This window comes from Chryseobacterium urinae (assembly GCF_030518295.1).
GTDB classification, from domain to species: domain Bacteria; phylum Bacteroidota; class Bacteroidia; order Flavobacteriales; family Weeksellaceae; genus Chryseobacterium; species Chryseobacterium mucoviscidosis.
The window spans coordinates 1-25,665 of the sequence record NZ_JAULSJ010000025.1 but is presented as its reverse complement, the minus strand read 5'-3'; the positions used below and the strand labels follow the sequence as shown (position 1 = coordinate 25,665).

Genomic DNA, 25,665 nt, shown 5'->3' with positions numbered 1-25,665 from the left:
TTGCATAGAATTTAATTGTTTGATTTTCAATATTATTTTATTTTTGAAAATTAAAATGTTAAAACTTTTTTATGTATTGTTATGAAAATTAATTTTAAAAATATTAACTTTGCGAAATAAAGAGATTTTACATAACTATTGAGCTAAAAATTAGACTCTTGTGAAATGTGAAAATAATTTTTTGAAATTATATAATTAAAAATATTTATTTATATTAATGAATGCACAAATTGGGTATGGTATCCTGATTTAACAATGCACTCATTGGTTAAAATGTAATTTAAAATCTTTAAAAACTTATGAAAAAATTTTTATTAACAGCGACTATGTTAGTCGGATTTGTAGCGATCGCTCAGGCTCAGCAAGGAAGAGTGGGGATTAATACAACTACTCCCGCTGCGACTTTGGATGTTGTAGGTGCTCCTGCTGACGCAACTAAGCCGGACGCATTATTGGTCCCTCGTTTAACAAGAGGTCAGTTACAGGGAAAAGATGCAGTGTATACTGCCACCCAAAACGGAGCATTGGCATTTGTTTCCTCAATTGCTGATGGGTCTGCTACTGGAAAAGCAGTAAATATTACGGCTACCGGATTCTATTACTATGATGCACCAAACTCTGTTTGGGTTGCTGTTGGTGGTGGTGGTTCTGCTACTGATACAAGTATTTATCTTAATGATGGTACTTTGGCAGCAAATAGAACTGTAACACAAAACAATAATAATTTAACTTTTTCTACAGGAACAGCAAAAACAATAGTGAATGGTAATTTCCAGACACAAGGTGCTGTATACGCTACCAGTGTAAGAACATATTCAGGTTCTTCTAACGTAGACTGGAATTCTAATGACTATTTAGTTATTATTACAAATAATGCTATTACCGGACAGCTTGCATTACCAAGCCCGACAGGAGCAAATACTGGTAGGGTTCTTATGATTAGAAATAATACGGGGGGTGCAGTAGCTCCTACAAACGCGAATGGTGTTGCATGGCCGGTGAATTTCCCTAACTTAGCCGGAGGTTCTGCCGCTATGTTTATTTCAGATGGAACTAACTGGTGGAATAGCGCAAGTAGATAATACATTAATATTTTAATACAACAAGCAATGAAAAATAATATATTTAGAGCCTTATTAGGAGTTTCCCTTACAGTATTTGGTTTAAACTCTGCATCTGCTCAGGTAGCTAGCAATGGTATTGTAGCCAATAATATCACTGGAGAAAATCCATTTTTTGACGCTTCTACTAATTTTGATACTGCATCTACAGGTACAGCTAATAACGTAGGAAAAGGATTATATTTTCCTACTACCAATTTAACAACTTGGACATTTAGAACAACAAATTTAGATGGTATAACCTTTCCGACTGCTTTTGATGGAATGATTGTCTATAATAGCGGTACTGGTAACACGGTTACCGGACAAGGCGTTCAGGTGGCTGTAACTCCGGGATTCTATTACTTTTCTAATCCTGGTCAATCTACCAGTGTTGCAAACGGAAGATGGTTGCCATTAGGGGCTGCTTCTGCTAAATTCAATGCTGTAAACAATGCTGCTGCAGGTGTTGCAACAAATACATTAGTTGATGGTAATCAGGTTTATGCGTATAAAGGACAATTTACTACTACAGGAAGCTCAACAGCTGTAACGTTAGCTGTTCCAACTGGTCTTACTTCTATGTACGGAATTACAATCTTCAAAAAAGCTTCAACGGGTAATAAAGTGGTATTCTCTAAAGAATTATATTCTTATGATTCTACTACCGGTGCTGCGGTTACAGGATCTCAAAGTATGTCTGTAGTTTATCCGGCAGATACTTATGACTATATAATTGAATATTTCAAATAAGATTTGAATGACAACAATATATAAAAACCAATGAGAGCATTCTCATTGGTTTTTTAATTTTTGTAAAGTTTATTTCTTTTACAAAGGACAATTTAATCTTGCTTGATTTCGTATGTGTTTTTTATTTATATAATGTAAAGTTGATGCAGATGCAATACAAAATATAAACGAATAATCTTTATAAAATATTGGTCATTATCAATTTTGATTTGTCTAATCCTTATATCCATCTAAATTCTAATACAATCAATTAAATCTGAAGGTTGTTTTTTTATTTGGTTTTTGATCTTTTACATTAAAATCCGAGCTATTTTAAACGTAACTTATAACCTTCTTTATTAATATCAGGCAAATTAGTTGTAAGCTAAGGACTCCTATAAATTTAGGCTAAAAAAATTTAAATTATAAAATTCATTAACTTATTGATTAATAGAGAAATGTTTGTGTTAAAAATGTCTTAATCTGAATGATTTAGTTAAAATTGTTAACTTTTAACATTATTTTTTAACACTTTTTAACAATAGCGTCTAAATCGCCTGTTCATAGGGAGTTAAGAAAAATATTAACATAAAATTTTATTTTTATTAACACTTGTTAACAAATAAAATAGGTGTATTAAAAGATTCCTTATAGATTTGCCCCAGTCAAAACCAATAAAATTTCAAAATGATGAAAAGATTCATTCTCGTAATCATAATGATGATTTCAACCCTTGGTATTTATTCTTTCAAAATGAATGCCATAGATGCGAAAAAAACAAGTTATGCATCGTACTACCACGATAAATTTAACGGTAGAAAAACAGCAAGCGGAGAGATCTTTGATAATGCAAAGTTCACCGCAGCCAACAGAACGCTTCCATTTGGAACAAACATTAAGGTAACGAACCTTAACAATGGTAAAGAGGTAATAGTGAAAGTAAATGATAGAGGACCTTACCATTCATCAAGAGCTTTAGATATGTCTAAAGCAGCGTTCGATGAAATCGGAGATACCGACAGAGGTACAATTCCGGTGGAATATGAAATTGTCGACTAAAATTTATGATTTTAAATTTTAAAAAGCCAACTGACTCAGTTGGCTTTTTGCTTTGTTTTAAAGGCTTAATTCTACCAAAGCAGGGCAATGATCAGAATGCACGGCTTCTTTCAGAATAACAGCTCTTGTGAGCTTATCTTTCAAACTGTAGGAAGTGAAATTATAATCCAGTCTCCATCCCTTATTTCTTTCCCTTGAATTCTGCCTGTAACTCCACCATGTATAATGGTCGGGCTCATTATTAAAAAACCTGAAACTGTCGATCAGTTCGCATTCGTTGATAAAATTCGTCATCCATTCTCTTTCCATCGGTAAAAAACCGGAAACATTTTGTAAACCTTTCGGATTATGGATATCTATCGCTTCATGACAGATATTAAAATCTCCTGAAATGATCAGATTCGGAATTTCTTTCTTTAAATTTTTAATGTACTCTAAAAAATCATGGCAGAACTGCATTTTAAAATCCAGCCGTTCGATATTTGAAGCAGAAGGAACATACACTGAAATGGCAGAAAATTCGTCAAAATCTGCACGAATGATTCTTCCCTCGTTATCATAGCTTTCAATACCGCAGCCATATTCTACATGATTAGGCTTTGTTTTAGACGCAATTCCGACGCCACTGTAGCCTTTTCTCACCGCGGAATGCCAGTAACTGTGATATCCCAGTTTTTCTAAACTTTCAATATCGATCTGGTCGTTTCCTGCTTTACTCTCCTGAATACAGATAATATCCGGATCCGCCGTTTTCAGCCAGCCTAAAAAATCTTTGGTAAATGCAGCACGGATTCCGTTGACGTTATAAGTGATTAATTTCATGATTCAAAAGTATTAATAAAAAAGAAGCGGAAAAAATCAAAGATTTTTTCCGCCCCTCACAACCCGAAGTCAAACTATGAAAACTACTTGGGTTCTAAAATACTGAATGGAATGATACACTCTTCAAGAGAAATCCCTCCATGTTGGTACGTTTCTTTATAATAATTCACAAAATGATTATAGTTCTTTGGATAAGCAAGGAAAATATTATTCTTTGCAAAAATATATTTAGAGCTTAAATTTCCTTTCGGTAAAAACAGCTTTTCAGGATTTGTAATTGCCCAAACATCGCTGTCGTCATAGGTTAAGCTTTTTCCGGTCTTGTAACGGATATTCGTGGAAGTTTCTCTGTCTCCCACAACTTTGCTCGGTTTTTTAACGTAAACCGTTCCGTGATCAGTGGTGATTACTAATTTGAAACCACTTTCAGCGGCTACTTTAATAATTTTCAGTAAAGAAGAATTCTCAAACCAGTTCAATGTTAAAGATCTGAACGTTTTATCATCACGAATCAGTTGGTCAACAATATGATTATCCGTTTTTGCATGAGAAAGAATATCAATAAAATTATAAACAATTACCAACAGATCATTGTTTTTGTGCTGATTAAAATCGTCATAAATCTTTCTCTCAAAATCGGCATTCAGAACTTTCAGATACTTCATGGATTTTGAGCTTAGACCGATTCTTTTCATTTGATCTTCTAAGAAATCACGCTCAAATTCGTTTTTATTTCCTTCTTCATTATCGTTGAACCATTTATCAGGAAAACGCTTTTCAATTTCAGAAGGCATTAAACCCGCAAAAAAAGAATTTCTAGCATATTGAGTTGCAGTCGGAAGAATACTGTAATAATAATCCTCAGAAACCTTGTTATAATATTTTGTAAACAAAGGCTCGATCATCTTCCATTGGTCATAACGAAGATTATCGACCATCAGAAGCAAAACTTTATCCTTTTCAATTTCAGGTTTCACTTTATCCTTGAAAAGCGTGTGGCTCATAATCGGCTTATCCGAGTCGTGCAGCCAGTCTTCATAATTCTTTTCAATAAATTTGGCAAACTGAATATTTGCTTCCTCTTTCTGTGACTGAAGAAGATCTGCAAACTCATTATCCGTTACTTTATCAAATTTAATTTCCCAGTTTAGAATTTTCTTATAATATTCAGCCCAATCCTGATACGTTCTCAGATAAGAAAGTTCCATAGAAAGATTTCTGAATTCCTGCTGATACTGCAAAATCGTCTTTTGCTCCACAAGATTATCCTCTTGGAGATTTTTCTTCAGCGAAAGTAAAATCTGGTTCGGATTCACCGGTTTCAGGATGTAATCTGCAATCTGTGATCCGATTGCTTCTTCCATAATATGCTCTTCCTCACTTTTTGTTACCATAACAATTTTCAGTGAGTTGTCTTTATCCTTAATCATCGGAATAGCTTCCAGTCCCGAAATTCCGGGCATATTTTCATCAATCAGCGTTAATGCAAACTTCTCAGAATCCATAAGCTCAAGCGCTTCATTAACGTTGTTAACAGGAGTTACATGATATCCCTTTTTTTCAAGAAAAACGATGTGTGGTTTAAGTAGATCTATTTCATCATCTATCCATAATATCTTTTCCGACATAATTATTTTTTTACATGGTTATTGTATCAAATTGCTGACCAATTATTTCTAAAATCTGCCAAAATCCGCAGAGGTAAAGTTAAATATAAGTTAAATGAAATAACGAAATAATTACGTTTTTCTTTTATTTAATTTCCACTTTTTAAATATTCCAGAGCTCTTTCCAGAATTTCGTCTTTTCCCTGCTGTATTCCCTTCACGGTCGGTCGTACAATAATATCCGGAATAATCCCGATTCGCTGCGTTTCTCTTCCGTCCGGATAATATGCTCCCAAACCCGTAAAACACGTTTTAAGACCGGCAATATTAAATGAAATGACGTCACCGTTTGCTCCCGAAGTGTATCCACCGATTACTTTTGCTTTCGGATGCTGCTTAAGCATCATTACGGTTGTTTCAGCCTGACTTTGTGTCACCTCATTCACCAAAACGACCACATTTCCCTTATAATAATCCGGATTATTTCTTCCGATGTTGTTTTTGCGGCGGTAAAATTTGCTTAAATAATTGGTTTCAGGAAAAATAAATTCATAATAAATTTTATTTTCAGGAAGAAGCAACCTGCTTAAAGGCAAAATCGTCATGTTCGGATAATTTCGGGAGTCGAAAATAATCGATTCTGTATTTTTCAGATTTTCGAACATATCATTCAGATCAGATCTTTTGATTAATCCCATGTTCACATAACCCATCTTTTTTTCATCATCGAGAAACTTCCATTTTTCAGGAACCGTAGGATTTTCGCGAATAATTTCTTTCTGCAAATATGTTTTTACTTTTAAAACTAAATTAATTCCGTCCCTTTCAATTTTAAGCTCCAAAGAATCCTTATTAGTATACAGAAAAAGATATTTCGACTTGTTGATCTTTCCCCACGAATTCGAAGCCGGAATATATTTTCCAAATAAATTAACTTTCTGAGGAATAGTTAATCCTTCAACATCATAAATAACATCTCCGGTTTTGAGCGGATTTTCTTCATTAAAAATAGTCGGAAATATTTTGGTAACAACCAGTTTACCTTCCGCATAAGAATACTGCACCGGAACATTTTTTCTTCCATATTGGTTTAAACTAGTCAGCTTTGAAAATAAAAAAGCGTGCGAATCATCCGTTTTGGTCACAAGTTCCGCTAAACTTAAATGATAGTTTTCATCATTGTCAACAGCGAGAAATTTTGGAATCATTTCCCTTAAAACATCATTCCAGTTTTGATCGGTTTTGTATTTGTATGCAAAAAAATATTCTGCATAATTCCAGTATCTGAAAAATTCTAAGAGAGCAATTTGTTTTGAAGTAAATTTCGAGCCGTAAGAATTTTCATTCCTGAAATAAACCTTTCTTCCGTTTAATCCGAAATAATAATTTTCACCGATATTCCTGTTATTCTCAATAAATTTCAGCTTTTCACGTACATTTTCAGAAAAAATATGCTGATCATCCATCCATCCGAGATCAAAATTTTTTAAGAAATAAACTTTATCGTTATCATTTACACAATTTTTACAATCTTCAATTTTTCCGAGACTTTCAATCCAGTTAGAATACAATTCATTCAATTGATCTTTATCATTAATATTTTCTAGTTCATCAATTTTCTGAAATAATTGTTGATCCCAGTTGAACTGTCCTTTCGATACATTCGGATGATAATACTTTAAAAATCCCCATACTTTGCATAATGATTCAAGCTTTTGGTTTTCCGATAAAGTCTGCGCCGAAAAGTGTAAGTTTAAAAATAAGATGATGAAAAGGGAGAATTTTCTCATGAAAAGGTTATTCAGTCAAAGATAGTTTTTAAACACAAACAGCACAACTATTTATTCAAAGAAGATTTTATCCAGCCTTTGCTGAGTGAAACGCCTTTGCGAACGAAAATATGCCGCACAACTGTAAACAAAATCTTTGCGGACTTTGTGTTAAAAACAAATTCAACAAAGAAAGTTACTTTTAAAACAACAAACAGTTTAATGAAAATTAATTACCTCTAAAATATAAAATTCCTAAATTTGTTTGCAAATACAGACGTTTTCAATGCAGAATAAGCTAAAAATCATCAACGATCCCGTTCACGGATTCATCAAAATTCCCCATGAAATTTTATTCGACATCATCGAGCATCCTTACTTCCAGAGATTAAGAAGAATCGGGCAGACCGGACTTTTGAACCTCATTTTTCCTGGCGCGACACATACAAGATTTCATCACGCCTTAGGAGCCATGCATTTGATGTTTACCGCTTTGGAAACTTTGAAGCAGAAAGGCGTGAAAATTTCAGAAGAGGAAGAAAAGGGAGCCATGTTGGCGATTTTAATGCATGATATTGGTCATGGACCGTTTTCCCACGCTCTGGAAAGTATGCTGATGGACGATTGGCATCACGAAAAATTATCTTTATTACTCATGAATCGCCTGAATGATGAATTTAACGGAGAATTGTCCTGCGCTATCGAAATGTTTCAGGGAAAATACCACCGAAAGTTTTTCAACCAGCTTATTTCTTCACAGCTCGATGTTGATCGGTTGGATTATCTGAAACGGGACAGCTTTTTTACAGGAGTTTCCGAAGGAAGCATCAATACGCAAAGAATCATTTCCATGATGAACGTCTGTGATGAGGGCAAATTGGTGATTGATGCAAAAGGCGTTTATTCTATTGAGAATTTCCTCACGGCAAGAATGTTTATGTATTGGCAGGTATATTACCATAAAACATCCGCTTTGGCAGAATTTCTTCTCGTTAAAATTTTAGAAAGAGCCAAACTTCTGGTCTCGCAGGGAATCGATTTACCGGCAACTGAGAATCTGAAATATTTTCTGCATCGCGGAAAAAGTACAGCGACAGATGAAGATGTGGAGCGTTTTACACAGCTTGATGACAATGATATTATTCAGGCAATGAAAAACTGGCAGAATGCAGATGATATGATCTTGTCTTACTGGTGTAAATGTGTGATCCAGAGAAACCTTCCGAAAACCATAATTTCTTCACATCCTTTTGAGCAAAGTTTTATTGAAGAAAAAATAAAGAATGTGAATGAATTTTTCGGAATTGATAATGGAAAAGAACTTGTACATGAAATTAAAAGAAAACTTCTTCCTTATGACACAGAAAAACAACCCATTTATCTGTTGCAGAAAAACGGAAAAAAAATACGTCTTGATGAATCGGAAGACCAGCTTTTATCAGGTCTCATGAGAAACAAAACCACAAGGTATATTCTTACGTTTCCAAGGAATATTTCACACATTATTTCTTAAAGAATATTAAAATTTACGTTCCGAAAACTAAAAAATGTTTGCGAATTACAGAATTTCTTATCTTTGCAGAATATGGAATTTACAGCTTCGCAAATTGCAAGTTTTATCGACGGAAAAATAATAGGTGACGAGAACGCACTTATTACTGGAGTTTCGCCTATAGAAAGTGGGGAAACAGGACATCTTTCTTTCATCGCGCAAGATAGATTTTCGCATTATTTAGAGACTTCAAAATGTTCCGTTATCATTGTTTCGGAAAAGCTTATCTCAAAAGATTCTTACCTTCCTACTGTTATTGCAGTAAAGGATGCTTATCTCTCTTTTCAGGTTCTGATGAATTTATATCAGGAAATGCAGGGTAGAAGAACAGGAATCGAAAATGGCTCTTCCATTCATGAAACTGCTGTAATCGGAGAAAATGTATACATCGGAGCTTTTACCTACGTTTCAGAAAAAGCAAAAGTAGGAGAGGGAAGCCAGATCTATCCGCAGGTTTACATCGGAAAAGGGGTGAAAATCGGGAAAAACTGCAAAATCGACAGTGGTGCGAGAATTTATGATTACTGCATCATCGGAGACAATTGTGTTATTCATTCCAATACAGTGATCGGAGGAGACGGTTTCGGATTTCAGCCAACTCCGGATGGATTCAAAAAAATTCCGCAGTTAGGAAACGTGATCATTGAAGACGATGTGGAAATTGGTTCTAATTGCAGTATAGACAGAGCAACCATTGGTTCTACCGTTATTGGCAAAGGAACAAAGATCGATAACCTGATCCAGATCGCACACAACGTAAAAATCGGAAAAAACAATGTAATTGCTGCACAAGCCGGAATTGCAGGATCTACAACCATCGGAGACTGGAACCAGATCGGAGGTCAGGTGGGCGTTGTAGGACACATCAAAATAGGAAATCAGGTAAAAATACAGGCTCAGAGTGGCGTAAATTCCAGCGTAAACGACAGAGAAACCATTTACGGTTCTCCGGCGATCAGCTACAACGACTACCTTAGAAGTTATGTACATTTCAGAAACTTACCTGAAGTGGTAAAAAGAATAAATAATCTCGAGAATAACTCAAAAGATTAAACTAATGAGTGATATGCAAAAAACACTTCAGCAGGAAGTGACACTTTCCGGAATCGGACTTCATACTGGTAAAGAAGTAAAATTAACCATGAAACCTGCAAAAGAAAATACAGGTTTCGTATTCGTAAGAACAGATTTGGAAGGGCATCCTCAAGTCGAAGCAGACGTTAACTACGTTGTAGCTACAGAAAGAGGAACAACATTAGAAAAACTGGGAGTAAAGATCACAACTTGCGAGCACCTTTTAGCGGCTTTGGTAGGATGTGATATTGATAATGCCATTCTTGAAATGGATGCCTCCGAACCGCCGATCTTAGACGGTTCTTCAAAATTCTTTGTAGAAGCAATCGAAAGCGTAGGAGTAGTGGAGCAAAATATAGCAAGAGAATATCTTGTGGTAAAAGAAGTTCTTACCTACAGCGATCCCGCTACAGGATCTGAGATCACTATTATTCCTTCAGATACCTACGAAGTAACAACAATGGTAGACTTTGGAACCAAAGTTTTGGGAACTCAAAATGCTACGCTTAAAAATATTTCCGAGTTTAAAGAAGAAATTTCATCGGCAAGAACATTCAGCTTCTTACACGAGCTGGAAATGCTTTTGGATCACGGTTTGATCAAAGGTGGAGATATTTCCAACGCGATTGTTTATGTAGATAAAGATCTTACACCGGAAACTACAGAAAAATTAAAAAAAGCCTTTGGTAAAGATAATGTATCGATAAGACCAAACGGAATTCTTGATAATTTGAACTTAAACTATCCCAACGAAGCTGCAAGACACAAATTACTCGATGTGATTGGTGACCTGGCTTTGGCAGGAGTGAAAATAAAAGGTAAGGTAATTGCCAACAAACCTGGACATTACGTAAACACACAGTTTGCAAAAAAACTGAACCGCCAGTGGAAATTGCAGAAGAAGAAAAATGTTCCAGATTTTGATTTAACAAAAGAACCGGTTTTCGATATCAACGGAATCATGAGACTGATGCCTCACAGACCGCCGTTCTTATTGATCGATAAAATTCTTGAGCTTTCAGATTCTCACGTTGTGGGTCTTAAAAATGTTACAATGAACGAGCCTTTCTTCGTTGGGCATTTCCCGAAAGAACCCGTGATGCCGGGAGTTTTACAGGTAGAAGCTTTGGCACAGACCGGAGGAATTCTTGTTTTGGCAAGTGTTCCGGATCCGGAAAATTACTCTACGTATTTTATTAAAATAGATAAAGTAAAATTCAAGAGAAAAGTAATTCCGGGAGATACGCTTATTTTCAAGATTGAATTGATAGAGCCTATCAGAAGAGGAATTGTTCATATGCAGGGTTATGGTTACGTAGGAGATACAGTAGCGGTAGAAGCAGAACTTATGGCCCAAGTTGCAAAAAATAAAGTTGATTAAATGATTCATCAATTAGCAGCCGTAGATAAACGTGCGAAAATCAGCAAAAATGTAATCGTAGAACCCTTTACTACTATTGCAGGGGACGTGGAAATTGGCGAAGGAACATGGATTGGTCCCAATGTTACCATTATGGATGGTGCAAGAATCGGTAAAAATTGCAGAATTTTTCCGGGAACGGTAATTTCTGCGATTCCTCAGGATTTGAAATTTGATGGTGAAGATACGCAGGTCATTATCGGCGATGAAACAACGATCAGAGAATGTGTAACGGTAAACAGAGGAACAAAAGCGCTCGGTTTCACCAAAATCGGAAAAAACTGCCTTATTATGGCAACTTCCCACATTGCTCATGATTGCGTAATCGGAGATCATGTGATCATCGTAAACGGTTGTGGTATTGCAGGTCATGTGGAAATTGGGGATTATACCGTGATGGGTGGTCTGTCGGCTGTTCATCAGTTCGGGAAGATCGGAAAGCACGTGATGATTTCGGGAGGTACTCTGGTAAGAAAAGATATTCCGCCTTATGTAAAAGTGGCGAGAGAACCAATGTCTTATGCAGGAATTAATTCCGTAGGTTTAAGAAGAAGAGGATTTACCAATGAGAAAATCTTTGAAATTCAGAAAATTTACAGAGCTATTTTCCAGATGAAAATGAATGTTTCCCAAGCATTGCTTTATATCGAAAAAGAAATGCTTCCGACGGCTGAAAGAGATGAAATCCTTCAGTTTATCCAGAACTCTCCGAGAGGGATCGTAAAAGGATACGGAACGGGGAAGGAAAGAGAATAATAAAGAAAAATTTAGCACTGTTATCAAATGAAAAGTCTGATTTTTGTTTTAATGTTTTTTACCATATCTTTTTTGTCCGGACAACAGACAGAAGGATTAAAAACGGAAAAAACAGCCAAGACTTCTATTTTGGAAAGAAGACTGCCTTCAAAATCTAATGACAGCATTGCTAAACATAATCTGAATGATATTCTGAAACAGAATAATTCCGGCAGCAGTTCAATTTTTGGAACCGCAAATCCCTATCATTCCGAGATCCAGACGAATGTAAACAGGCTGAATAATAATGTGAATTCATTCAATAATAATGTTTTCAACAGACTGCCAACTCAGGGCGAAGGAATACAATTTAACAAAAGAAAATAAAAAATATATAATAATTAATGGCAACAAGTAACGATATCAGAAAAGGACTTTGCATCGAATACAGCAACGATATTTATAAAGTTATCGAATTCCTTCACGTAAAACCGGGAAAAGGTCCTGCTTTCGTTAGAACAAAATTAAAATCTGTAACCAACGGTAAAGTAATCGACAATACTTTCTCTGCAGGTCACAAAATTGAAGAAGTAAAGGTAATTACCAGAAAATTCCAGTATCTTTATGATGACGAGAACGGATTTCACTTCATGAACAATGATGACTTCTCTCAATTATATTTAAATAAAGAAATGATTGAAAACTCAAACCTTATGAAAGCAGGTGAAGAAGTAACCATCATTTTGAAAGAAGTGGACGAAACTCCGCTTTCTGCAGAACTTCCGCAATCTGTTTACCTTGATGTAATAGAAGCGGATCCGGGAGTAAAAGGAAACACAGCAACCAACGCTCTTAAAAATGCAATCGTAGAAACAGGAGCAAGAGTAATGGTTCCTCTGTTCATTGAGCCGGGAGACAAAATCAAAGTAAGCACAGAAGACGGTTCTTACTTAGAAAGAGTAAAAGAATAATTATTCACAAATAATATGAGGCTGGAAGTATCACAACTTTCAGCTTTCATTTTTTATGGCAGCCTTGTAGTTTACCCTGAGCTTGTCGAAGGGGCAGTCGGGCTGCGATTAAAGTTGGAAAAACAAAGCCGTGTCAGGATTTTAAGACACCGTTGAAAATTTAAAACATCATTTAAAAAAAATATGACGTTTCATCAGCCACAAAAACTGAAAACCATTGCCGAACTTATCGGGGCAAAATTTGTAGGTTCAGAAGACTTCGAAGTGTTGGGAACGAACGAGATTCACATGGTAAAAGCCGGTGAAATCGTTTTCGTTAACCATCCGAAATATTATGATAAAGCATTAAATTCTGCTGCGACGATTATTTTAATTGATAAAGAAGTGGAATGTCCGGAAGGAAAAGCACTGTTGGTTTCCGAAGACCCTTTCAGAGATTTCAATAAAATCAATACCCACTTTACAAGAATTTATAACTTCACCGAAGAACTTCATGATGTCGAAATAGGAGAGGGAACAAAAATTCATGCTTCTGCGGTTATCGGAAATAATGTGAAAATAGGAAAAAATACCCTGATTTTTCCTAATGTTGTCATTGGCGACAGAACGGTAATTGGCGACAATGTAGTGATACAGTCGAATACCGTTTTAGGCGGTGACGCTTTTTATTACAGAAAACTAAACGGTAATTTCGACCGTCTCATTTCGGTAGGAAACATAGTCATCGAAAACAATGTAGAGATCGGAAACGGTTGTACCATCGACAGAGGAGTTACAGATTCTACCATTATTGGTGAGGGTTCCGTTCTGGATAACCAGATTCAGATCGGGCACGATACCGTGATCGGAAAAAAATGTCTTATCGCTTCTCAAGTCGGTATTGCAGGATGCTGTGTTATCGGTGATGAGGTTACCTTATGGGGACAGGTCGGTATCGCGTCAGGAAATAAAATTGAAAGCGGAGCTGTATTATTAGGGAAAACCGGAGTAAACAGAGATCTAGAAAAAGGGACTTACATCGGGATGTTTGCGGAAGATTTTAAAACGTATCTTAAAAAAGAAGTCAAACTGAGAAATCTCAAATAAACAAATTAGTTAGATTTATCTTTAATCAAAGAAATTTAATTAAATTTGTGTGCATTTAAAAAAGTAATAAATAAATTAAATAAATAATAAAATGTCAATTTTAGTAAACAAAGATTCTAAAGTAATTGTACAAGGATTTACAGGGAACGAAGGTACTTTCCACGCAAGCCAGATGATCGAATACGGAACTAACGTAGTAGGTGGTGTTACTCCGGGAAAAGGAGGAAGCGAGCACTTAGGGAAGCCTGTATTCAATACGGTAGCAGATGCTGTAGAAAAAGCCGGAGCTAACGTAAGTATCATTTTCGTACCGCCTGCATTTGCTGCTGACGCTATTATGGAAGCTGCTGAAGCAGGAATCAAAGTAATTGTATGTATTACTGAAGGTATTCCTGTAGCGGATATGGTGAAAGTAAAATCTTACATTGCTGACAGAGACTGCAGATTAATCGGTCCGAACTGCCCGGGAATCATTACTTCTGAAGAAGCTAAAATTGGGATTATGCCAGGTTTCGTTTTCAAAAAAGGTAAAGTAGGTATCGTTTCTAAATCAGGAACTCTTACATACGAAGCTGCAGATCAGGTAGTAAGAGCGGGTTACGGTATCTCTACAGCAATCGGTATCGGTGGAGACCCGATCATCGGAACAACTACAAGAGAAGCTTTGGAATTATTCATCAACGATCCTGAAACTGAAGCGGTTGTAATGATCGGAGAAATCGGTGGAGGTCTTGAAGCTGAAGCAGCAAGATGGTACAAAGCAAGTGGTTCTACAAAGCCGGTTGTAGGTTTCATCGCAGGACAGACTGCTCCAAAAGGTAGAACAATGGGTCACGCAGGTGCAATCGTAGGCGGAGCAGAAGATACAGCTCAGGCTAAGATGGAAATCATGAGAGAAAACGGAATCAACGTGGTAGACTCTCCTGCAGACATCGGTGCTACTGTTGCAAAAATTCTAGGATAACATAAAACATAACGATATGAAAAAATTTTTATTAGCCTCTGCATTGGCACTTTCTACCATGTCTTTCGCACAGATCGATTTTGGCAGCACAAGATTCGGTGTTACTGTAGGAGGAAACTATTCCCGAGTGAAGAATGCTCATAACCCTTCCGGACCGAGATATACCGTTCAGGCAGGAGTATTGGCTTTAATACCGATAGGTTCAGCCAACCAGTTTTTCATACAGCCTGAAGTAGTTTACTTTGGAGCAGGAGAAACAGGAAAAGATAAGGATGCTAAAAACTATCCCGGTTATGACGCGGTATACGCAAATAACTATCTGAGTGTACCGATCTCGTTTAAAGGGTATTTTTCTGAATCTGAATCTGAATTTTTTGGGTTAATAGGTCCCAGATTTAATTTTTTATTAAGTCAGAACGTTAAAAACGCACCTAAGATCTACTACACAAAAGATCAGATTGATCCGAATTACCCTAATGTAAACGGTAAAGCGAGCTCATTTAACTTTGGAATAGGACTAGGAGTAGGATATAGCTATAAAAGACAGCTTGAACTTACGGCAAGATATGATTTCGGAGTTACGAATACATATCCCGGCCTTGATCAGGAGCCGAAAGGAACCAATAAAGGAAAGTCTGAGCAGGTTCTTAGTTTAAGCTTAAACTACATCTTCAAATAAAAATTGATTCTAATCAAAACATAAAAACTCCCGAAACTTAATGTTTCGGGAGTTTTTTTATTTAAAAATTCTGTTTAAAACTTATCCTTTAATCCATTTCCAGATTTCCTTCAGAGTAGCTTTATTTCCGTACATCAGAATTCCTACACGATAAATTTTACCTGCCAGAAATATCATAAAAAGAGTTGTTCCTAGAAGCAAGCTAATAGACAGCGCAATCTGCCACGCCGGAACTCCGTAAGGAATTCTCGCAATCATGGCAACAGGAGAAGTAAACGGAATAATAGAAAGCCAGAAGCCTAAAGGACCATCCGGATTATTCATTAGCGTGAAACTTCCGTACATTCCAAGCATTAAAGGCAGCACTGCAAACAAGGTGAACTGCTGTGTCTCTGTTTCGTTATCTACAGCAGAACCGATTGCGGCATAAATGGAACTGTAAAAGATATATCCCAAAAGGAAAAATGTTATAAAAACGAAAATAATTAATGGGAAATTCAGTTCCAGTAAACTGTGTGAAATCTGGGTTCCCATCTGTAAAATATCAAATTTTTCAGCAACACCTTCATTCCCGGGAATATTTTTAGGAATAGCAGAAAATCCTGTATTCAGAACCAAAGCTCCGATAACCGACATGGTGATCCAAACGATAAATTGAGTAAGTGCAACCATTGTTACCCCCAGAATTTTACCCATCATCAGTTCAAAAGGTTTTACCGAAGAAATAATAATTTCCACAACACGGTTATTTTTTTCTTCCAGTACGCTTCTCATCACCCGTACTCCGTAAATAATAATAAACATAAATGTAACGTACATTAAAAGCATACTCAGAACGCTTTTTACCCCGAAAGCAAGATCAGAATCTTCTTTGTTATTTTCCGAGACGTTAATCGTTTTTAAATTGAAACTTTTGTCAAGATTATCAAGCTGTAGCTCAGCAATGCCCAGTTTCTTTATTTTTTCTTTTTTGATGACTTCATTAATGTCCGAAACAATTTTCTGCTTCGTATCGAACCCGATTTTATTGTTGATAACAAGCCTCGTATTCTTTTCTAATTCATCAAAATTCTGGTCTTTCAGTTCAGGCAGAACCAAAATCCCGTCTAAAGATTCATTATTCTTCAGATTATTGATTTTGGACTTTTCATCTGCCGCAGAAACAAAAACATAGTTCAGTTTATCATTCGATTTCAGTTGATTTTTAAACAAGCCGTTTTTATCAACTACTTCAATAATGCTGTGAGATTCGTTAGCCTTAAACATCAAACCGATAACCGCACCAAAACCCAGTAAAAGAATCGGAGCTAAAAGCGTTAATATGATGAAAGATTTTTTCTTAACCTGCGTAAGAAATTCTCTTTTTGTAATTAAAAAAATGTTATTCATAACTAAGAATTATTGCTTACCGCATTAATAAACACCTCGTTCATACTCGGAATTTTTTCGTCGAATGACCTTACTTTTCCTACATTCACCAGATCCAGAAGAATATGATTTTGGTCAGTCTCATTTTTCAGATCAAAAGAAACCAGGTTATTTTCATGATTGATATTGAAAATTTCATATTTATTTTGAAAACTTTCCAGTTGATCGTTTTTTACATCAGAAAGCGTGATTCCAAAAATATTTTTCTTGAATTTCTCGCGTACATCGAAAACTCTTCCGTCGATAATTTTTTTTGAGTTATTAATCAGAGCCACATAATCGCACATTTCCTCAACACTTTCCATTCGGTGAGTAGAAAGGATGATGGTAGTTCCGTTATTCTTAAGATCAATGATCTGGTCTTTAATTAAATTGGCATTTACAGGATCAAAACCAGAAAAAGGTTCATCAAGAATCAATAAATGCGGTCTGTGAAGAACGGTCACCACAAACTGTATTTTCTGTGCCATTCCTTTTGACAGTTCAGACAGCTTTTTCTTCCACCATTGGTCGATGTGAAGTTTGTCAAACCACTTTTTGGCTTCCTGCAAAGCATCATTCTTTTTCATGCCTTTCAGCTCACCGAAATAAAGAAGCTGATCTCCAACCGTCATGTTTTTATAAAGCCCGCGTTCTTCAGGCATATATCCGATATCTTTAATATGATCCGGATTAAGCTTTTGTCCGTTGATCTGTATTTCTCCGGAATCCGCTTGTGTAATCTGATTGATGATCCGGATAAAAGAAGTTTTTCCGGCTCCGTTTGGACCTAAAAGACCATAAACACTTCCTTTCGGAACATGGATGCTGAAATCATCCAAAGCTACCTTTTTTCCTGCGTTATAGGTCTTTCTAATATGTTCAGCTTTTAGCATTAATTTGTTTTTATAATTAGGATAAAAATGTTCCGAAAGTTACGGAATAATTAAGCTAAAAGAAAAAATCCTGATGATTATCAGGATTTAAATTATTGTTTCATAATCTGTGTGACTTTCATCGTATTGTCACTCAGAATATATCGGATTAGATATTTACCGGGCTTTAGTTTTTCAATATTAATCTCTCCGGAATTCATGTTGACTGAATAACTTGCAACCTGTGTACCTAAAATCGAATAGAAAATCACGCTTCTGATTTTCAGGTTAGGATCTTTAGCCTTTACAATAAGGAAATCCTTTGCCGGATTAGGATAAGCAACAAGCACTCCGTCGTCAGACTTCTGAGAGAAGGAAGCCGGCTCTTTAATCTGCGCTTTCATATTGTTGGAAAATCCAACAAATGCGCCTAAAAAGATAAACAAAAGTAAAAGTTTTCTCATCAAATTATAATTTCTAAGGGATATTTTAACAAAAATAATTAATTCTGCAATTCTACGCAATAGTTTTTTATATAAGTTGTAGTAAATTTGCATTAAATTTCATTCAAAAAGTATTCCAAAATGATACATTCAAGAAATAGAAGGCTGAGAGTAAACGAATCTGTAAGAAGTCTGGTAAGAGAATGTTCTCTTACAACCAATGATTTTGTAATGCCGATCTTCGTAATGGAGGGCGAAAATAAAGAAGAACCGATCCCGTCGATGCCGGGAATTTTCAGAAGGAGTATTGATCTGACGGTGAAAGAATGTAAGGAATTATTTTCTTTAGGCGTAAAAGCGGTTAATCTTTATATGAAGGTTTCAGAAGACCTGAAAGACAATACCGGAAAAGAGGCATGGAATAAAAACGGACTGATGCAGAACACGATCAAAGCGATCAAAGATGCGCTTCCCGAAATGGTGGTAATGCCCGATGTTGCTTTAGATCCGTATTCTATTTACGGTCACGACGGAATTATCGAAAACGGAAAAATTGTAAATGATGCTACAAACGATGCTTTGGCAAGAATGTCGGTGTCACACGCAGAAGCCGGAGCAGACATTGTGGCACCAAGTGACATGATGGATGGCAGGGTTCAGGTCATTCGCGAAGCATTGGAAGACAGCGGATTTACGGATGTGGGTATTTTAAGCTATGCTGCAAAATATGCAAGTTCGTTCTACGGACCTTTCAGAAGTGCATTGGACAGCGCACCGAAAGATAATATGGAAATTCCTAAGGATAAAAAAACATATCAGATGGATTTTCATAATTCCAGAGAAGCGTTAAACGAAGTTTTTAAAGATATTGAAGAAGGAGCCGACATTATCATGATTAAACCGGGACTTCCGTATCTGGATATTGTTTCTAAAGTACGGGAAGCGATTGATCTTCCGATTGCGGTTTATAACGTGAGTGGAGAATATGCAATGGTAAAAGCGGCTGCACAAAACGGATGGCTGGATAATGACAAAACCATTATCGAAAGCTTAACCTGCTTTAAAAGAGCCGGTGCTGATATGATTTTCACGTATTTCGCGAAAGAAGCTGCAATGATTTTGAACAGATAATTTTTTCAAATTATACTTTAAATAAAAAACATTTCGATCCGAAATGTTTTTATCAATAGAAACGGGCTTTAGCCCGTTTTTTATTGATGAACTCCAAATTAGGCTTTAGCCAAAACTTATTTTGAAACCAAAGAAAATAATTGATGATTGTAAACTTGGCCAAAACCTGATTATAAAAACATCAGGAAATATTAAAATCTTTTCCTTTCGTAAATTTTGCAGCAAAAGGAGCCTGATTTCCTGTATATTTCAGAACAAAATTTTTCTTTGTATCCGTATCAACATTGGTTTTCACTTCAACATCCTGAGTCTGGAAACTCACATCAAGATTCACTCCTGCGTCTTTTTCAAGATTAATTTCCACACTTTCTGCGTAAAATAAAGAAGTACTCAGATAATTAAATTTGATGTTCTTCCTGTATGATCTGGATTCATTTTGGGTAAATTCAGAATATTTTCTGAGGATTTCTATTCCCGGAGAATCTATGTTGGTGATTCTGGATTTTGTAACGCCGTTTACTTTTACAGAAAAATCTTTGGCACTTTTAATGTCGCCTTTAATTCCGATATTGAAAAGAGAGGGAAGAGCAAGCCCGAATTCAATCATGCTTTCTTTCGTAAATTCAAAATCAGGAATCAGAGCCGGAAATTTCTGAACATTCATCAATTGATTTTTAACCGTACTTAACTGGTCGCTGCCAAATAAATAGCCTATGAGATTATTATTCGTGGTTCTCCAGTTTCTTCCGTTCCATTCGTAGATTTCACAAAGCAAAGTATCGGTGGAAGAATGCGGAAGCAGATCCATATCCTGCCATTTGAAAACTTCTTTCGCATAAGGTCTTCGGTTGATGATGTTTACACCAAGATCTAAAGCTAAAAGCTCGGTAAGCTGTTGATTATTTTCCATAGTAATAATAAGTGTTGATGAAAGTCTAAAATTATGGAAATAAAATAAAGTTTTTAAAAATTTTGAGTTAAATATTATTCGAAGAATCTTTAAACGATGTATTAAAATTTCACAAAACTTTCAAGTCCATTTTGTAATCTAAAATTTGAATTCAAAAAAACTTTATCTTTGCCCTTATGATTTTACGCGGAGAAAACTTAATCAAAGAATACGGTCCTAAAAAAGTAGTAAAAGGCGTTTCTGTACAGGTTCAGCAGGGAGAAATTGTGGGTTTGCTTGGTCCGAACGGAGCAGGAAAAACCACTTCGTTTTATATGATTGTCGGTTTGGTTAAGCCTACTTCCGGAAAAATTTTCCTCGATAAACAGGAAATTACAACCGATGCCATGTATCGCAGAGCTCAGAAAGGTATTGGTTATTTGGCTCAGGAAGCGTCTGTTTTCCGTAAACTTTCCGTGGAAGACAATATCATGGGCGTTTTACAGTTGACCAAGCTTTCAAAACGCGAACAGCAGATGAAATGTGATGAGCTGATTGAAGAATTTTCCTTACAGCACGTCCGTAAAAACCGTGGAGATCTTTTGTCCGGTGGGGAAAGACGTAGAACAGAGATCGCAAGATGTCTTGCCACCGATCCGAGTTTTATTCTTCTGGATGAACCTTTCGCCGGAGTAGACCCGATTGCGGTTGAAGATATCCAGAAAATCGTAAGAAGTCTTACGGATAAAAATATCGGAATCCTGATTACCGACCACAACGTTCAGCAGACTTTGGCTATTACCAACAAAACATACATTATGTTTGAAGGAAGAATTCTGAAAGAAGGACTTCCGGAAGAACTGGCAAACGATCCGCAGGTAAGAGAAGCTTATTTAGGAGAAAACTTCGTTTACCAAAGCATTTTCGACAAACCGCAAAAGAAAAGTTACGGGTATAATATCTGGGCTGGAAATTTTGATTCTAAAACCCAGTTTCAGAATTTTGTGGATGAAAATTTTGCGCAGTTTGATGATCTCAGATTGCTGTATGGCTTTGAAGACATCAGTTTTGCCTCATTGGGGAATTCCGAAATTCAGCATATTTTCAATGATGTGGTGGATAAAAATGCCAACAATTCTTTTGTGTTTCAGAAGAAAGAGATTAATTCAATGTATTCTTTAGAGCAGGCAGAATCAGACTCAAAAGCAGCGAGTAAACCTGAGTTGCATTACCTTACAACTTACGTATTCGAAAATTAAATTAAAGCAATTATTTGCTGAAAAATAGAATAAAACGTACCTTTTTCTCTGTAAAACGGTACGTTTTTTATTTAAAATCATCGTATGGCAAAACCTTTCAACAGAACTGTCACCTTATTCGGAATCTATAAACAGCTTGTTCCTTTCATCAGACCGTATCGTTTGATGATCTACGGAACACTTTTTCTTACTTTTTTAGGAGCTTTGGCGGCACAGGTCAATCCTTTGGTTTTAAAATACACAGTGGATGAGGTAACCAAACTTACGCATCTTCCGCATCCGATGTCGGAAGGAATTCATATTCTCGTTATCATCTCCGTTATATTATTGGGAAAAGAACTGCTGAACATCTTCATCAATTTCGGACAGAAATTCTATGGCGAAAAGATCAGAATTAATGTAAGTTCTATTCTCGCGCAATCTGCCATCGATAAAATTTTAACGTACAGAGTTGCCTATTTTAATGATGAAAACCACGAATCCGGAAAACTACAGATCAGAATAGACAGAGGAATTGAAAGTTTAACACGACTGGTGCAGAACTTTTTTATCGATATGCTGCCTTTGTTTTCCAACGCGATTATTGCTTTAATCATCATGTATCTGCAAAATGTATATGTGGGAATTGTTTCCACCATCATTGTTCCCATCTATTTTTATGTAAGCTCATTACAGGCGAAGAAGTTAAGCGGAGTGAGAAGAACTCTGAGAAACCAGCGTGAACAGAAAACTTCAGGACTTTTAAATTTAATTAATTCCATTATGGTGATTAAAAGTTTTGTCCGTGAAAAATTCGAAGGAAAAAAACAGTATGATCTTCAGATGCAGCTCATGGAAAGTCAGATGTTCACCAGAAAAACAAATTTTATTTATGATGGATTAAAAACGTTTATTGAACAGTTTGGAGTGGTTTTGATAATCCTTCTGACAGTTTACCTCGTTCTCGATCAGCAGATGACCATCGGCGCGATTATGCTTCATATCATGCTTTTCAATAATGTTTCGGCTCCGATTCGACAACTGCACAGAATTTATGATGACATGAATGATGCGATGATCTACGCAGAAGGTTATTTTGATATTTTAAATGCAGACGACGAAAAAGAACCGAACGGTAATTTTGTAGAAAAAGAAATCAAAGGAAATTTTGAACTGAAAAACATCAATTTTACGTATCCGAACGGAACTAAAGCGCTTCACGATGTTTCCATGAAATTTGAAAACGGAAAAACCACTGCTTTAGTGGGATTAAGTGGCGCAGGAAAATCAACGATTATCAATCTTCTGTGCAAATTCTATCTTCCCGATTCCGGAGAAATTCTTTTGGATGGGGTAGATCTGAATCATTTTGACAATACTTTTCTAAGAAACGATCTGGGATTGGTACTTCAGAAGAACCATATCTTTCAGGGAAGTATCGAAGATAATATCCGATACGGAAATATGAACGCGACATTCGAAGAAATCAAGGAAGCGGCTAAAAAAGCCTATCTGCATGAACAGATTTTAGATTTACCGGAAAAATATAATCACGATGCCACGCAACTTTCGGGAGGACAGCAGCAGAGAATTGCCATCGCCAGATTATTCTTAAAAAATCCACCGATTATTTTCCTTGATGAACCAACTGCGAGCCTCGATGCCATCGCCACAGAACAGATCAAAAATTCTCTGGATGCGATAAAAGAAGGCAGAACCGTGATTATCATTTCCCATTCTTTATCGCAGATTTTAGATTCAGATAAAATTTACGTCATGAAAAAAGGCAGAGTAGTGGAAAGCGGAACGCACGATGAACTGGTACAGATCAACGGAACCTACAGAGAAATTTTTGATGCCTCTGCGAGAAGTTTAAATCTGGATAAATTGGTTAATACTTATAATGATAAAAGATAAAAGATAACTTTGCTAAAACACTAAAACATTAAAACACTCCGACCTTCATACCCAATGAACGACCATTACCTCAAAAAACTCGACCGTGTCACGGCAATTCTCACTCAATTACAGTCGAAACCGCTTGTAAGAGCGCAGGATCTGGCTGCAAAATTTGATGTGAGTGTAAGAACCATTTACCGCGATGTAAAAACACTGGAAAATGCCGGAATTCCGATCATTGGTGAAGCAGGAAGCGGTTATTCTCTGATGGATGGCTACAAATTGCCGCCTGTCATGTTTACCAAAGAAGAAGTTCTGAGTTTCATCACCGCCGAGAAATTGATGCAGAAATTTTCGCATCAGAGTTTGGGAAATCATTATCAGACCGCGATGGAAAAAGTGCGTTCCGTTTTAAAATTTTCCGATAGAAATCTAATCCAGAATATTGAAAATCAGATTGATATTTTTCAGTATCATGCCGAAACCGAAGATACCATTAAAGACGTTCTACCCACGATTCTGGAAAGTATAGCCGAAAAACGGCAGTTAATCATGGAATATAAAACCGTTGATGAAGCAATTTCCACAAGAACCATTGAAGCAGTCGGCGTTTTCTTTGAATTCAATTATTGGTACATCATGGCTTACTGTACCTTGAGAAACGACTTCCGGCAATTTCGTGTCGACCGGATTTTAAAGATTTCAAAAACCCAGAATCCGTTTTTAGGAGAATACGGGCAGATTAATGATTACCGACAAAGCAGCAACGGCAATAAAACACGCGTAAGACTTTTGGTAGAGAAAAAAATCATGACTTTTCTGGTCAATTCCAAAAAATATTATGGTTTAACCCAAGAAATTGAGGCAGAAAACGGAATGGTAGAACTCACTTTCGAAACAGAATCCATTAAAGACGGATTTCCGCGCTGGCTGATTACTTTTGCAGATTATGCAACGATTTTAGAACCCGAAACCCTCAAAGTACAACTCAATGATTTGTTGTCAAAGATTGCAGGCAAGCATCAATAAAAACCCCAACAATTTCTGTTGAGGTTTCTGGCAATAATTTAAAATAAAATGATAATGTTTAAACTTTTATTTTTTACCGCAAAAGAAGCAAAAGATTAACACTTTAGTTATTTTAAGTTTAATGATTAATAAAAAAAAACACATAAGTTAACAAAAATCAAAGATTCCTTTTGCAAACCTTTTGAAATATCTTAATAAATTCTATAAAGTCTTTTGCTTCTTTTGCGGTTAAATTTAAAATTAGCTTAAACAAACTTCATGTTTAAAGAAGAGCGGATCCGCAGATCATAAAAGTTCGTTAAAATTTAATCTATGAGATGCATCTCCTCTCTTTTTCCTTACTGCGGTTTCGTGAGAGAATCAATGATTTCAGCTTGAACAAAGGCATTAACGAACCGAAAATCTCTCCCAAAAAAAAGGCGGTTCAATTCCCAAAGCTCTTAAATAAACATAACCCTGTCCACGGTGATGGATTTCATTATCAACAAAATACAGAATATTCTGATACACAGGAAATTCATACTGCCCGAATAAATTAAAAGTCTCCTGAAAACGCTCCTCCGAAATCTGCGCAAAATAATGATTGATCGTTTCCGTTTCTTCGTCCCACTTTTTCAGAAGCTCCTCCTTCGTTTTCGGCACAAAACCTTCTTCATTGTAAGCTTCCATATTCTTGTCGACAATTCCCCTCAAAGCCGGTCCGCCAATGCTGATTAATTCGACCGCTAACTTTGCGAACGGTCTCATTCCCGCAATCGAAAATTCAAATAAATCCTTTTCAGGAAATGCTTCGATTACTCTTCTCGTTAAATTTCTGTGACCCTGCCAATGTTCTAATAATTGTTCCGAAGTCATAAACTGTTTTGTGATGGTTGCTGTAGTTGTCATAGTTTTAATGTTGTTTTGTTATTGTTGATACAAAGATAAACCGGGGTGATGACAACAGTTTGTCAGTAGGATTTTCAGGATAAAAATTTTTTTTCTTTTTAAAATAATTTTTAATATTTCTCCGTTAGATAATCATACTTAAAGCAATGTTAGGTAGATAAATAATTTGAGGGTGACCGGTTTTTTAATCGGTCATTTTTTATTAAAAAACAAAAAATCCAAGTTATTAGAGCAGTTAGCATTAGCGATGTCATCCTGAGCGCGAAGCAGTCGAAGGATCTTTATTTTTTAAGAAG

The 25,665-nt window shown here is 36.1% G+C and carries 23 protein-coding genes and 1 pseudogene; 16 read left to right on the top strand and 8 right to left on the bottom strand.

Features of this window, described 5'->3' with window-relative positions; genetic code table 11:
• The first annotated feature begins 326 nt into the window (after window positions 1-326).
• The 3 genes from QWT87_RS15120 (at window position 327) to QWT87_RS15110 (ending at window position 2,891) form a co-directional block, all read left to right on the top strand.
• Complete coding sequence (locus QWT87_RS15120; protein ID WP_302716941.1) at window positions 327-1,082, top strand: hypothetical protein; 756 nt, start codon at window positions 327-329, stop codon at window positions 1,080-1,082.
• 27 nt (window positions 1,083-1,109) lie between these two features.
• The gene (locus QWT87_RS15115; protein WP_273076232.1) at window positions 1,110-1,853 is read left to right on the top strand and encodes a hypothetical protein; all 744 of its coding nucleotides are present in this window, start codon (window positions 1,110-1,112) and stop codon (window positions 1,851-1,853) included.
• A 666-nt stretch (window positions 1,854-2,519) separates the two neighbouring features.
• On the top strand, window positions 2,520-2,891 hold the full coding sequence (locus QWT87_RS15110) for a septal ring lytic transglycosylase RlpA family protein (protein WP_087709300.1): 372 nt from the start codon (window positions 2,520-2,522) through the stop codon (window positions 2,889-2,891).
• Window positions 2,892-2,948: 57 nt separating this feature from the next.
• On the opposite strand, the gene QWT87_RS15105 is transcribed toward QWT87_RS15110, so the two are convergent.
• The 3 genes from QWT87_RS15105 to QWT87_RS15095 form a co-directional block, all read right to left on the bottom strand.
• Window positions 2,949-3,713 carry an exodeoxyribonuclease III gene (locus QWT87_RS15105; protein WP_302716938.1) on the bottom strand — a complete coding sequence of 255 codons (765 nt, stop codon included), beginning with the start codon at window positions 3,711-3,713 and terminating at the stop codon, window positions 2,949-2,951.
• A gap of 83 nt (window positions 3,714-3,796) precedes the next feature.
• Entirely contained in the window at window positions 3,797-5,341 is a 1,545-nt protein-coding gene (porX, locus tag QWT87_RS15100; RefSeq protein WP_087709296.1) for a T9SS response regulator signal transducer PorX, read from the bottom strand.
• A 128-nt stretch (window positions 5,342-5,469) separates the two neighbouring features.
• Window positions 5,470-7,110 (bottom strand): S41 family peptidase, encoded by a 1,641-nt coding sequence (locus QWT87_RS15095; protein WP_302716936.1) that lies wholly within the window; start codon window positions 7,108-7,110, stop codon window positions 5,470-5,472.
• A gap of 265 nt (window positions 7,111-7,375) precedes the next feature.
• Between QWT87_RS15095 and QWT87_RS15090 the strand changes: the two genes are divergently transcribed.
• The 9 genes from QWT87_RS15090 to QWT87_RS15050 all read left to right on the top strand — a co-directional run bounded on the left by QWT87_RS15090 (window position 7,376) and on the right by QWT87_RS15050 (window position 15,570).
• Window positions 7,376-8,602, top strand: a complete 1,227-nt coding sequence (locus tag QWT87_RS15090) for an HD domain-containing protein (RefSeq protein ID WP_302716934.1) — start codon at window positions 7,376-7,378, stop codon at window positions 8,600-8,602.
• A 72-nt stretch (window positions 8,603-8,674) separates the two neighbouring features.
• Entirely contained in the window at window positions 8,675-9,694 is a 1,020-nt protein-coding gene (gene lpxD, locus QWT87_RS15085) for a UDP-3-O-(3-hydroxymyristoyl)glucosamine N-acyltransferase (RefSeq protein WP_288458687.1), read from the top strand.
• 4 nt (window positions 9,695-9,698) lie between these two features.
• Window positions 9,699-11,096 carry a bifunctional UDP-3-O-[3-hydroxymyristoyl] N-acetylglucosamine deacetylase/3-hydroxyacyl-ACP dehydratase gene (locus QWT87_RS15080; protein WP_087709291.1) on the top strand — a complete coding sequence of 466 codons (1,398 nt, stop codon included), beginning with the start codon at window positions 9,699-9,701 and terminating at the stop codon, window positions 11,094-11,096.
• Window positions 11,097-11,891, top strand: a complete 795-nt coding sequence (lpxA, locus tag QWT87_RS15075; protein ID WP_076395592.1) for an acyl-ACP--UDP-N-acetylglucosamine O-acyltransferase — start codon at window positions 11,097-11,099, stop codon at window positions 11,889-11,891.
• A 27-nt stretch (window positions 11,892-11,918) separates the two neighbouring features.
• Window positions 11,919-12,257: a hypothetical protein gene (locus QWT87_RS15070; protein WP_228408133.1), complete on the top strand. Its 339-nt coding sequence runs from the start codon at window positions 11,919-11,921 to the stop codon at window positions 12,255-12,257.
• 17 nt (window positions 12,258-12,274) lie between these two features.
• Window positions 12,275-12,841 (top strand): elongation factor P, encoded by a 567-nt coding sequence (efp, locus tag QWT87_RS15065; RefSeq protein ID WP_087709289.1) that lies wholly within the window; start codon window positions 12,275-12,277, stop codon window positions 12,839-12,841.
• Window positions 12,842-13,024: 183 nt separating this feature from the next.
• A complete protein-coding gene (locus QWT87_RS15060) occupies window positions 13,025-13,927 on the top strand; it encodes a UDP-3-O-(3-hydroxymyristoyl)glucosamine N-acyltransferase (RefSeq protein ID WP_302716927.1) in 903 nt (300 codons plus the stop codon).
• A 91-nt stretch (window positions 13,928-14,018) separates the two neighbouring features.
• Window positions 14,019-14,891 (top strand): succinate--CoA ligase subunit alpha, encoded by an 873-nt coding sequence (gene sucD / locus QWT87_RS15055; protein ID WP_047488432.1) that lies wholly within the window; start codon window positions 14,019-14,021, stop codon window positions 14,889-14,891.
• A gap of 16 nt (window positions 14,892-14,907) precedes the next feature.
• Window positions 14,908-15,570 carry a porin family protein gene (locus tag QWT87_RS15050; RefSeq protein ID WP_302716920.1) on the top strand — a complete coding sequence of 221 codons (663 nt, stop codon included), beginning with the start codon at window positions 14,908-14,910 and terminating at the stop codon, window positions 15,568-15,570.
• Between the two features lie 81 nt (window positions 15,571-15,651).
• Here QWT87_RS15050 and QWT87_RS15045 read toward each other — a convergent pair whose 3' ends face one another.
• The 3 genes from QWT87_RS15045 to QWT87_RS15035 all read right to left on the bottom strand — a co-directional run bounded on the left by QWT87_RS15045 (window position 15,652) and on the right by QWT87_RS15035 (window position 18,316).
• Window positions 15,652-16,959: an ABC transporter permease gene (locus QWT87_RS15045; protein WP_302716918.1), complete on the bottom strand. Its 1,308-nt coding sequence runs from the start codon at window positions 16,957-16,959 to the stop codon at window positions 15,652-15,654.
• 2 nt (window positions 16,960-16,961) lie between these two features.
• Window positions 16,962-17,873, bottom strand: coding sequence for an ABC transporter ATP-binding protein (locus QWT87_RS15040; protein WP_108409980.1), 912 nt, complete (start codon window positions 17,871-17,873; stop codon window positions 16,962-16,964).
• 92 nt (window positions 17,874-17,965) lie between these two features.
• Complete coding sequence (locus tag QWT87_RS15035; RefSeq protein WP_076395580.1) at window positions 17,966-18,316, bottom strand: T9SS type A sorting domain-containing protein; 351 nt, start codon at window positions 18,314-18,316, stop codon at window positions 17,966-17,968.
• A gap of 120 nt (window positions 18,317-18,436) precedes the next feature.
• Between QWT87_RS15035 and hemB the strand changes: the two genes are divergently transcribed.
• A complete protein-coding gene (gene hemB, locus QWT87_RS15030; protein ID WP_302716915.1) occupies window positions 18,437-19,426 on the top strand; it encodes a porphobilinogen synthase in 990 nt (329 codons plus the stop codon).
• 181 nt (window positions 19,427-19,607) lie between these two features.
• On the opposite strand, the gene QWT87_RS15025 is transcribed toward hemB, so the two are convergent.
• On the bottom strand, window positions 19,608-20,336 hold the full coding sequence (locus tag QWT87_RS15025; protein WP_302716913.1) for a hypothetical protein: 729 nt from the start codon (window positions 20,334-20,336) through the stop codon (window positions 19,608-19,610).
• Between the two features lie 176 nt (window positions 20,337-20,512).
• Between QWT87_RS15025 and lptB the strand changes: the two are divergent.
• The 3 genes and pseudogenes from lptB to QWT87_RS15010 all read left to right on the top strand — a co-directional run.
• A pseudogene (lptB, locus tag QWT87_RS15020) lies at window positions 20,513-21,238 on the top strand (LPS export ABC transporter ATP-binding protein); the annotation flags it as partial.
• A 501-nt stretch (window positions 21,239-21,739) separates the two neighbouring features.
• Window positions 21,740-23,470, top strand: a complete 1,731-nt coding sequence (locus QWT87_RS15015; RefSeq protein ID WP_302716988.1) for an ABC transporter ATP-binding protein — start codon at window positions 21,740-21,742, stop codon at window positions 23,468-23,470.
• 54 nt (window positions 23,471-23,524) lie between these two features.
• Window positions 23,525-24,481 (top strand): helix-turn-helix transcriptional regulator, encoded by a 957-nt coding sequence (locus tag QWT87_RS15010; RefSeq protein ID WP_302716911.1) that lies wholly within the window; start codon window positions 23,525-23,527, stop codon window positions 24,479-24,481.
• A gap of 387 nt (window positions 24,482-24,868) precedes the next feature.
• Here QWT87_RS15010 and QWT87_RS15005 read toward each other — a convergent pair whose 3' ends face one another.
• Window positions 24,869-25,369 (bottom strand): DinB family protein, encoded by a 501-nt coding sequence (locus QWT87_RS15005; protein WP_302716909.1) that lies wholly within the window; start codon window positions 25,367-25,369, stop codon window positions 24,869-24,871.
• Window positions 25,370-25,665: the final 296 nt, after the last annotated feature.

Bases quoted from the DNA above. Each gene is read 5' to 3' on its own strand.
- QWT87_RS15120 (WP_302716941.1), top strand. From the start codon at position 327: ATGTTAGTCGGATTTGTAGCGATCGCTCAGGCTCAGCAAGGAAGAGTG.
- QWT87_RS15115 (WP_273076232.1), top strand. From the start codon at position 1,110: ATGAAAAATAATATATTTAGAGCCTTATTAGGAGTTTCCCTTACAGTA.
- QWT87_RS15110 (WP_087709300.1), top strand. From the start codon at position 2,520: ATGATGAAAAGATTCATTCTCGTAATCATAATGATGATTTCAACCCTT.
- QWT87_RS15105 (WP_302716938.1), bottom strand. From the start codon at position 3,713: ATGAAATTAATCACTTATAACGTCAACGGAATCCGTGCTGCATTTACC.
- porX (WP_087709296.1), bottom strand. From the start codon at position 5,341: ATGTCGGAAAAGATATTATGGATAGATGATGAAATAGATCTACTTAAA.
- QWT87_RS15095 (WP_302716936.1), bottom strand. From the start codon at position 7,110: ATGAGAAAATTCTCCCTTTTCATCATCTTATTTTTAAACTTACACTTT.
- QWT87_RS15090 (WP_302716934.1), top strand. From the start codon at position 7,376: ATGCAGAATAAGCTAAAAATCATCAACGATCCCGTTCACGGATTCATC.
- lpxD (WP_288458687.1), top strand. From the start codon at position 8,675: ATGGAATTTACAGCTTCGCAAATTGCAAGTTTTATCGACGGAAAAATA.
- QWT87_RS15080 (WP_087709291.1), top strand. From the start codon at position 9,699: ATGAGTGATATGCAAAAAACACTTCAGCAGGAAGTGACACTTTCCGGA.
- lpxA (WP_076395592.1), top strand. From the start codon at position 11,097: ATGATTCATCAATTAGCAGCCGTAGATAAACGTGCGAAAATCAGCAAA.
- QWT87_RS15070 (WP_228408133.1), top strand. From the start codon at position 11,919: ATGAAAAGTCTGATTTTTGTTTTAATGTTTTTTACCATATCTTTTTTG.
- efp (WP_087709289.1), top strand. From the start codon at position 12,275: ATGGCAACAAGTAACGATATCAGAAAAGGACTTTGCATCGAATACAGC.
- QWT87_RS15060 (WP_302716927.1), top strand. From the start codon at position 13,025: ATGACGTTTCATCAGCCACAAAAACTGAAAACCATTGCCGAACTTATC.
- sucD (WP_047488432.1), top strand. From the start codon at position 14,019: ATGTCAATTTTAGTAAACAAAGATTCTAAAGTAATTGTACAAGGATTT.
- QWT87_RS15050 (WP_302716920.1), top strand. From the start codon at position 14,908: ATGAAAAAATTTTTATTAGCCTCTGCATTGGCACTTTCTACCATGTCT.
- QWT87_RS15045 (WP_302716918.1), bottom strand. From the start codon at position 16,959: ATGAATAACATTTTTTTAATTACAAAAAGAGAATTTCTTACGCAGGTT.
- QWT87_RS15040 (WP_108409980.1), bottom strand. From the start codon at position 17,873: ATGCTAAAAGCTGAACATATTAGAAAGACCTATAACGCAGGAAAAAAG.
- QWT87_RS15035 (WP_076395580.1), bottom strand. From the start codon at position 18,316: ATGAGAAAACTTTTACTTTTGTTTATCTTTTTAGGCGCATTTGTTGGA.
- hemB (WP_302716915.1), top strand. From the start codon at position 18,437: ATGATACATTCAAGAAATAGAAGGCTGAGAGTAAACGAATCTGTAAGA.
- QWT87_RS15025 (WP_302716913.1), bottom strand. From the start codon at position 20,336: ATGGAAAATAATCAACAGCTTACCGAGCTTTTAGCTTTAGATCTTGGT.
- QWT87_RS15015 (WP_302716988.1), top strand. From the start codon at position 21,740: ATGATCTACGGAACACTTTTTCTTACTTTTTTAGGAGCTTTGGCGGCA.
- QWT87_RS15010 (WP_302716911.1), top strand. From the start codon at position 23,525: ATGAACGACCATTACCTCAAAAAACTCGACCGTGTCACGGCAATTCTC.
- QWT87_RS15005 (WP_302716909.1), bottom strand. From the start codon at position 25,369: ATGACAACTACAGCAACCATCACAAAACAGTTTATGACTTCGGAACAA.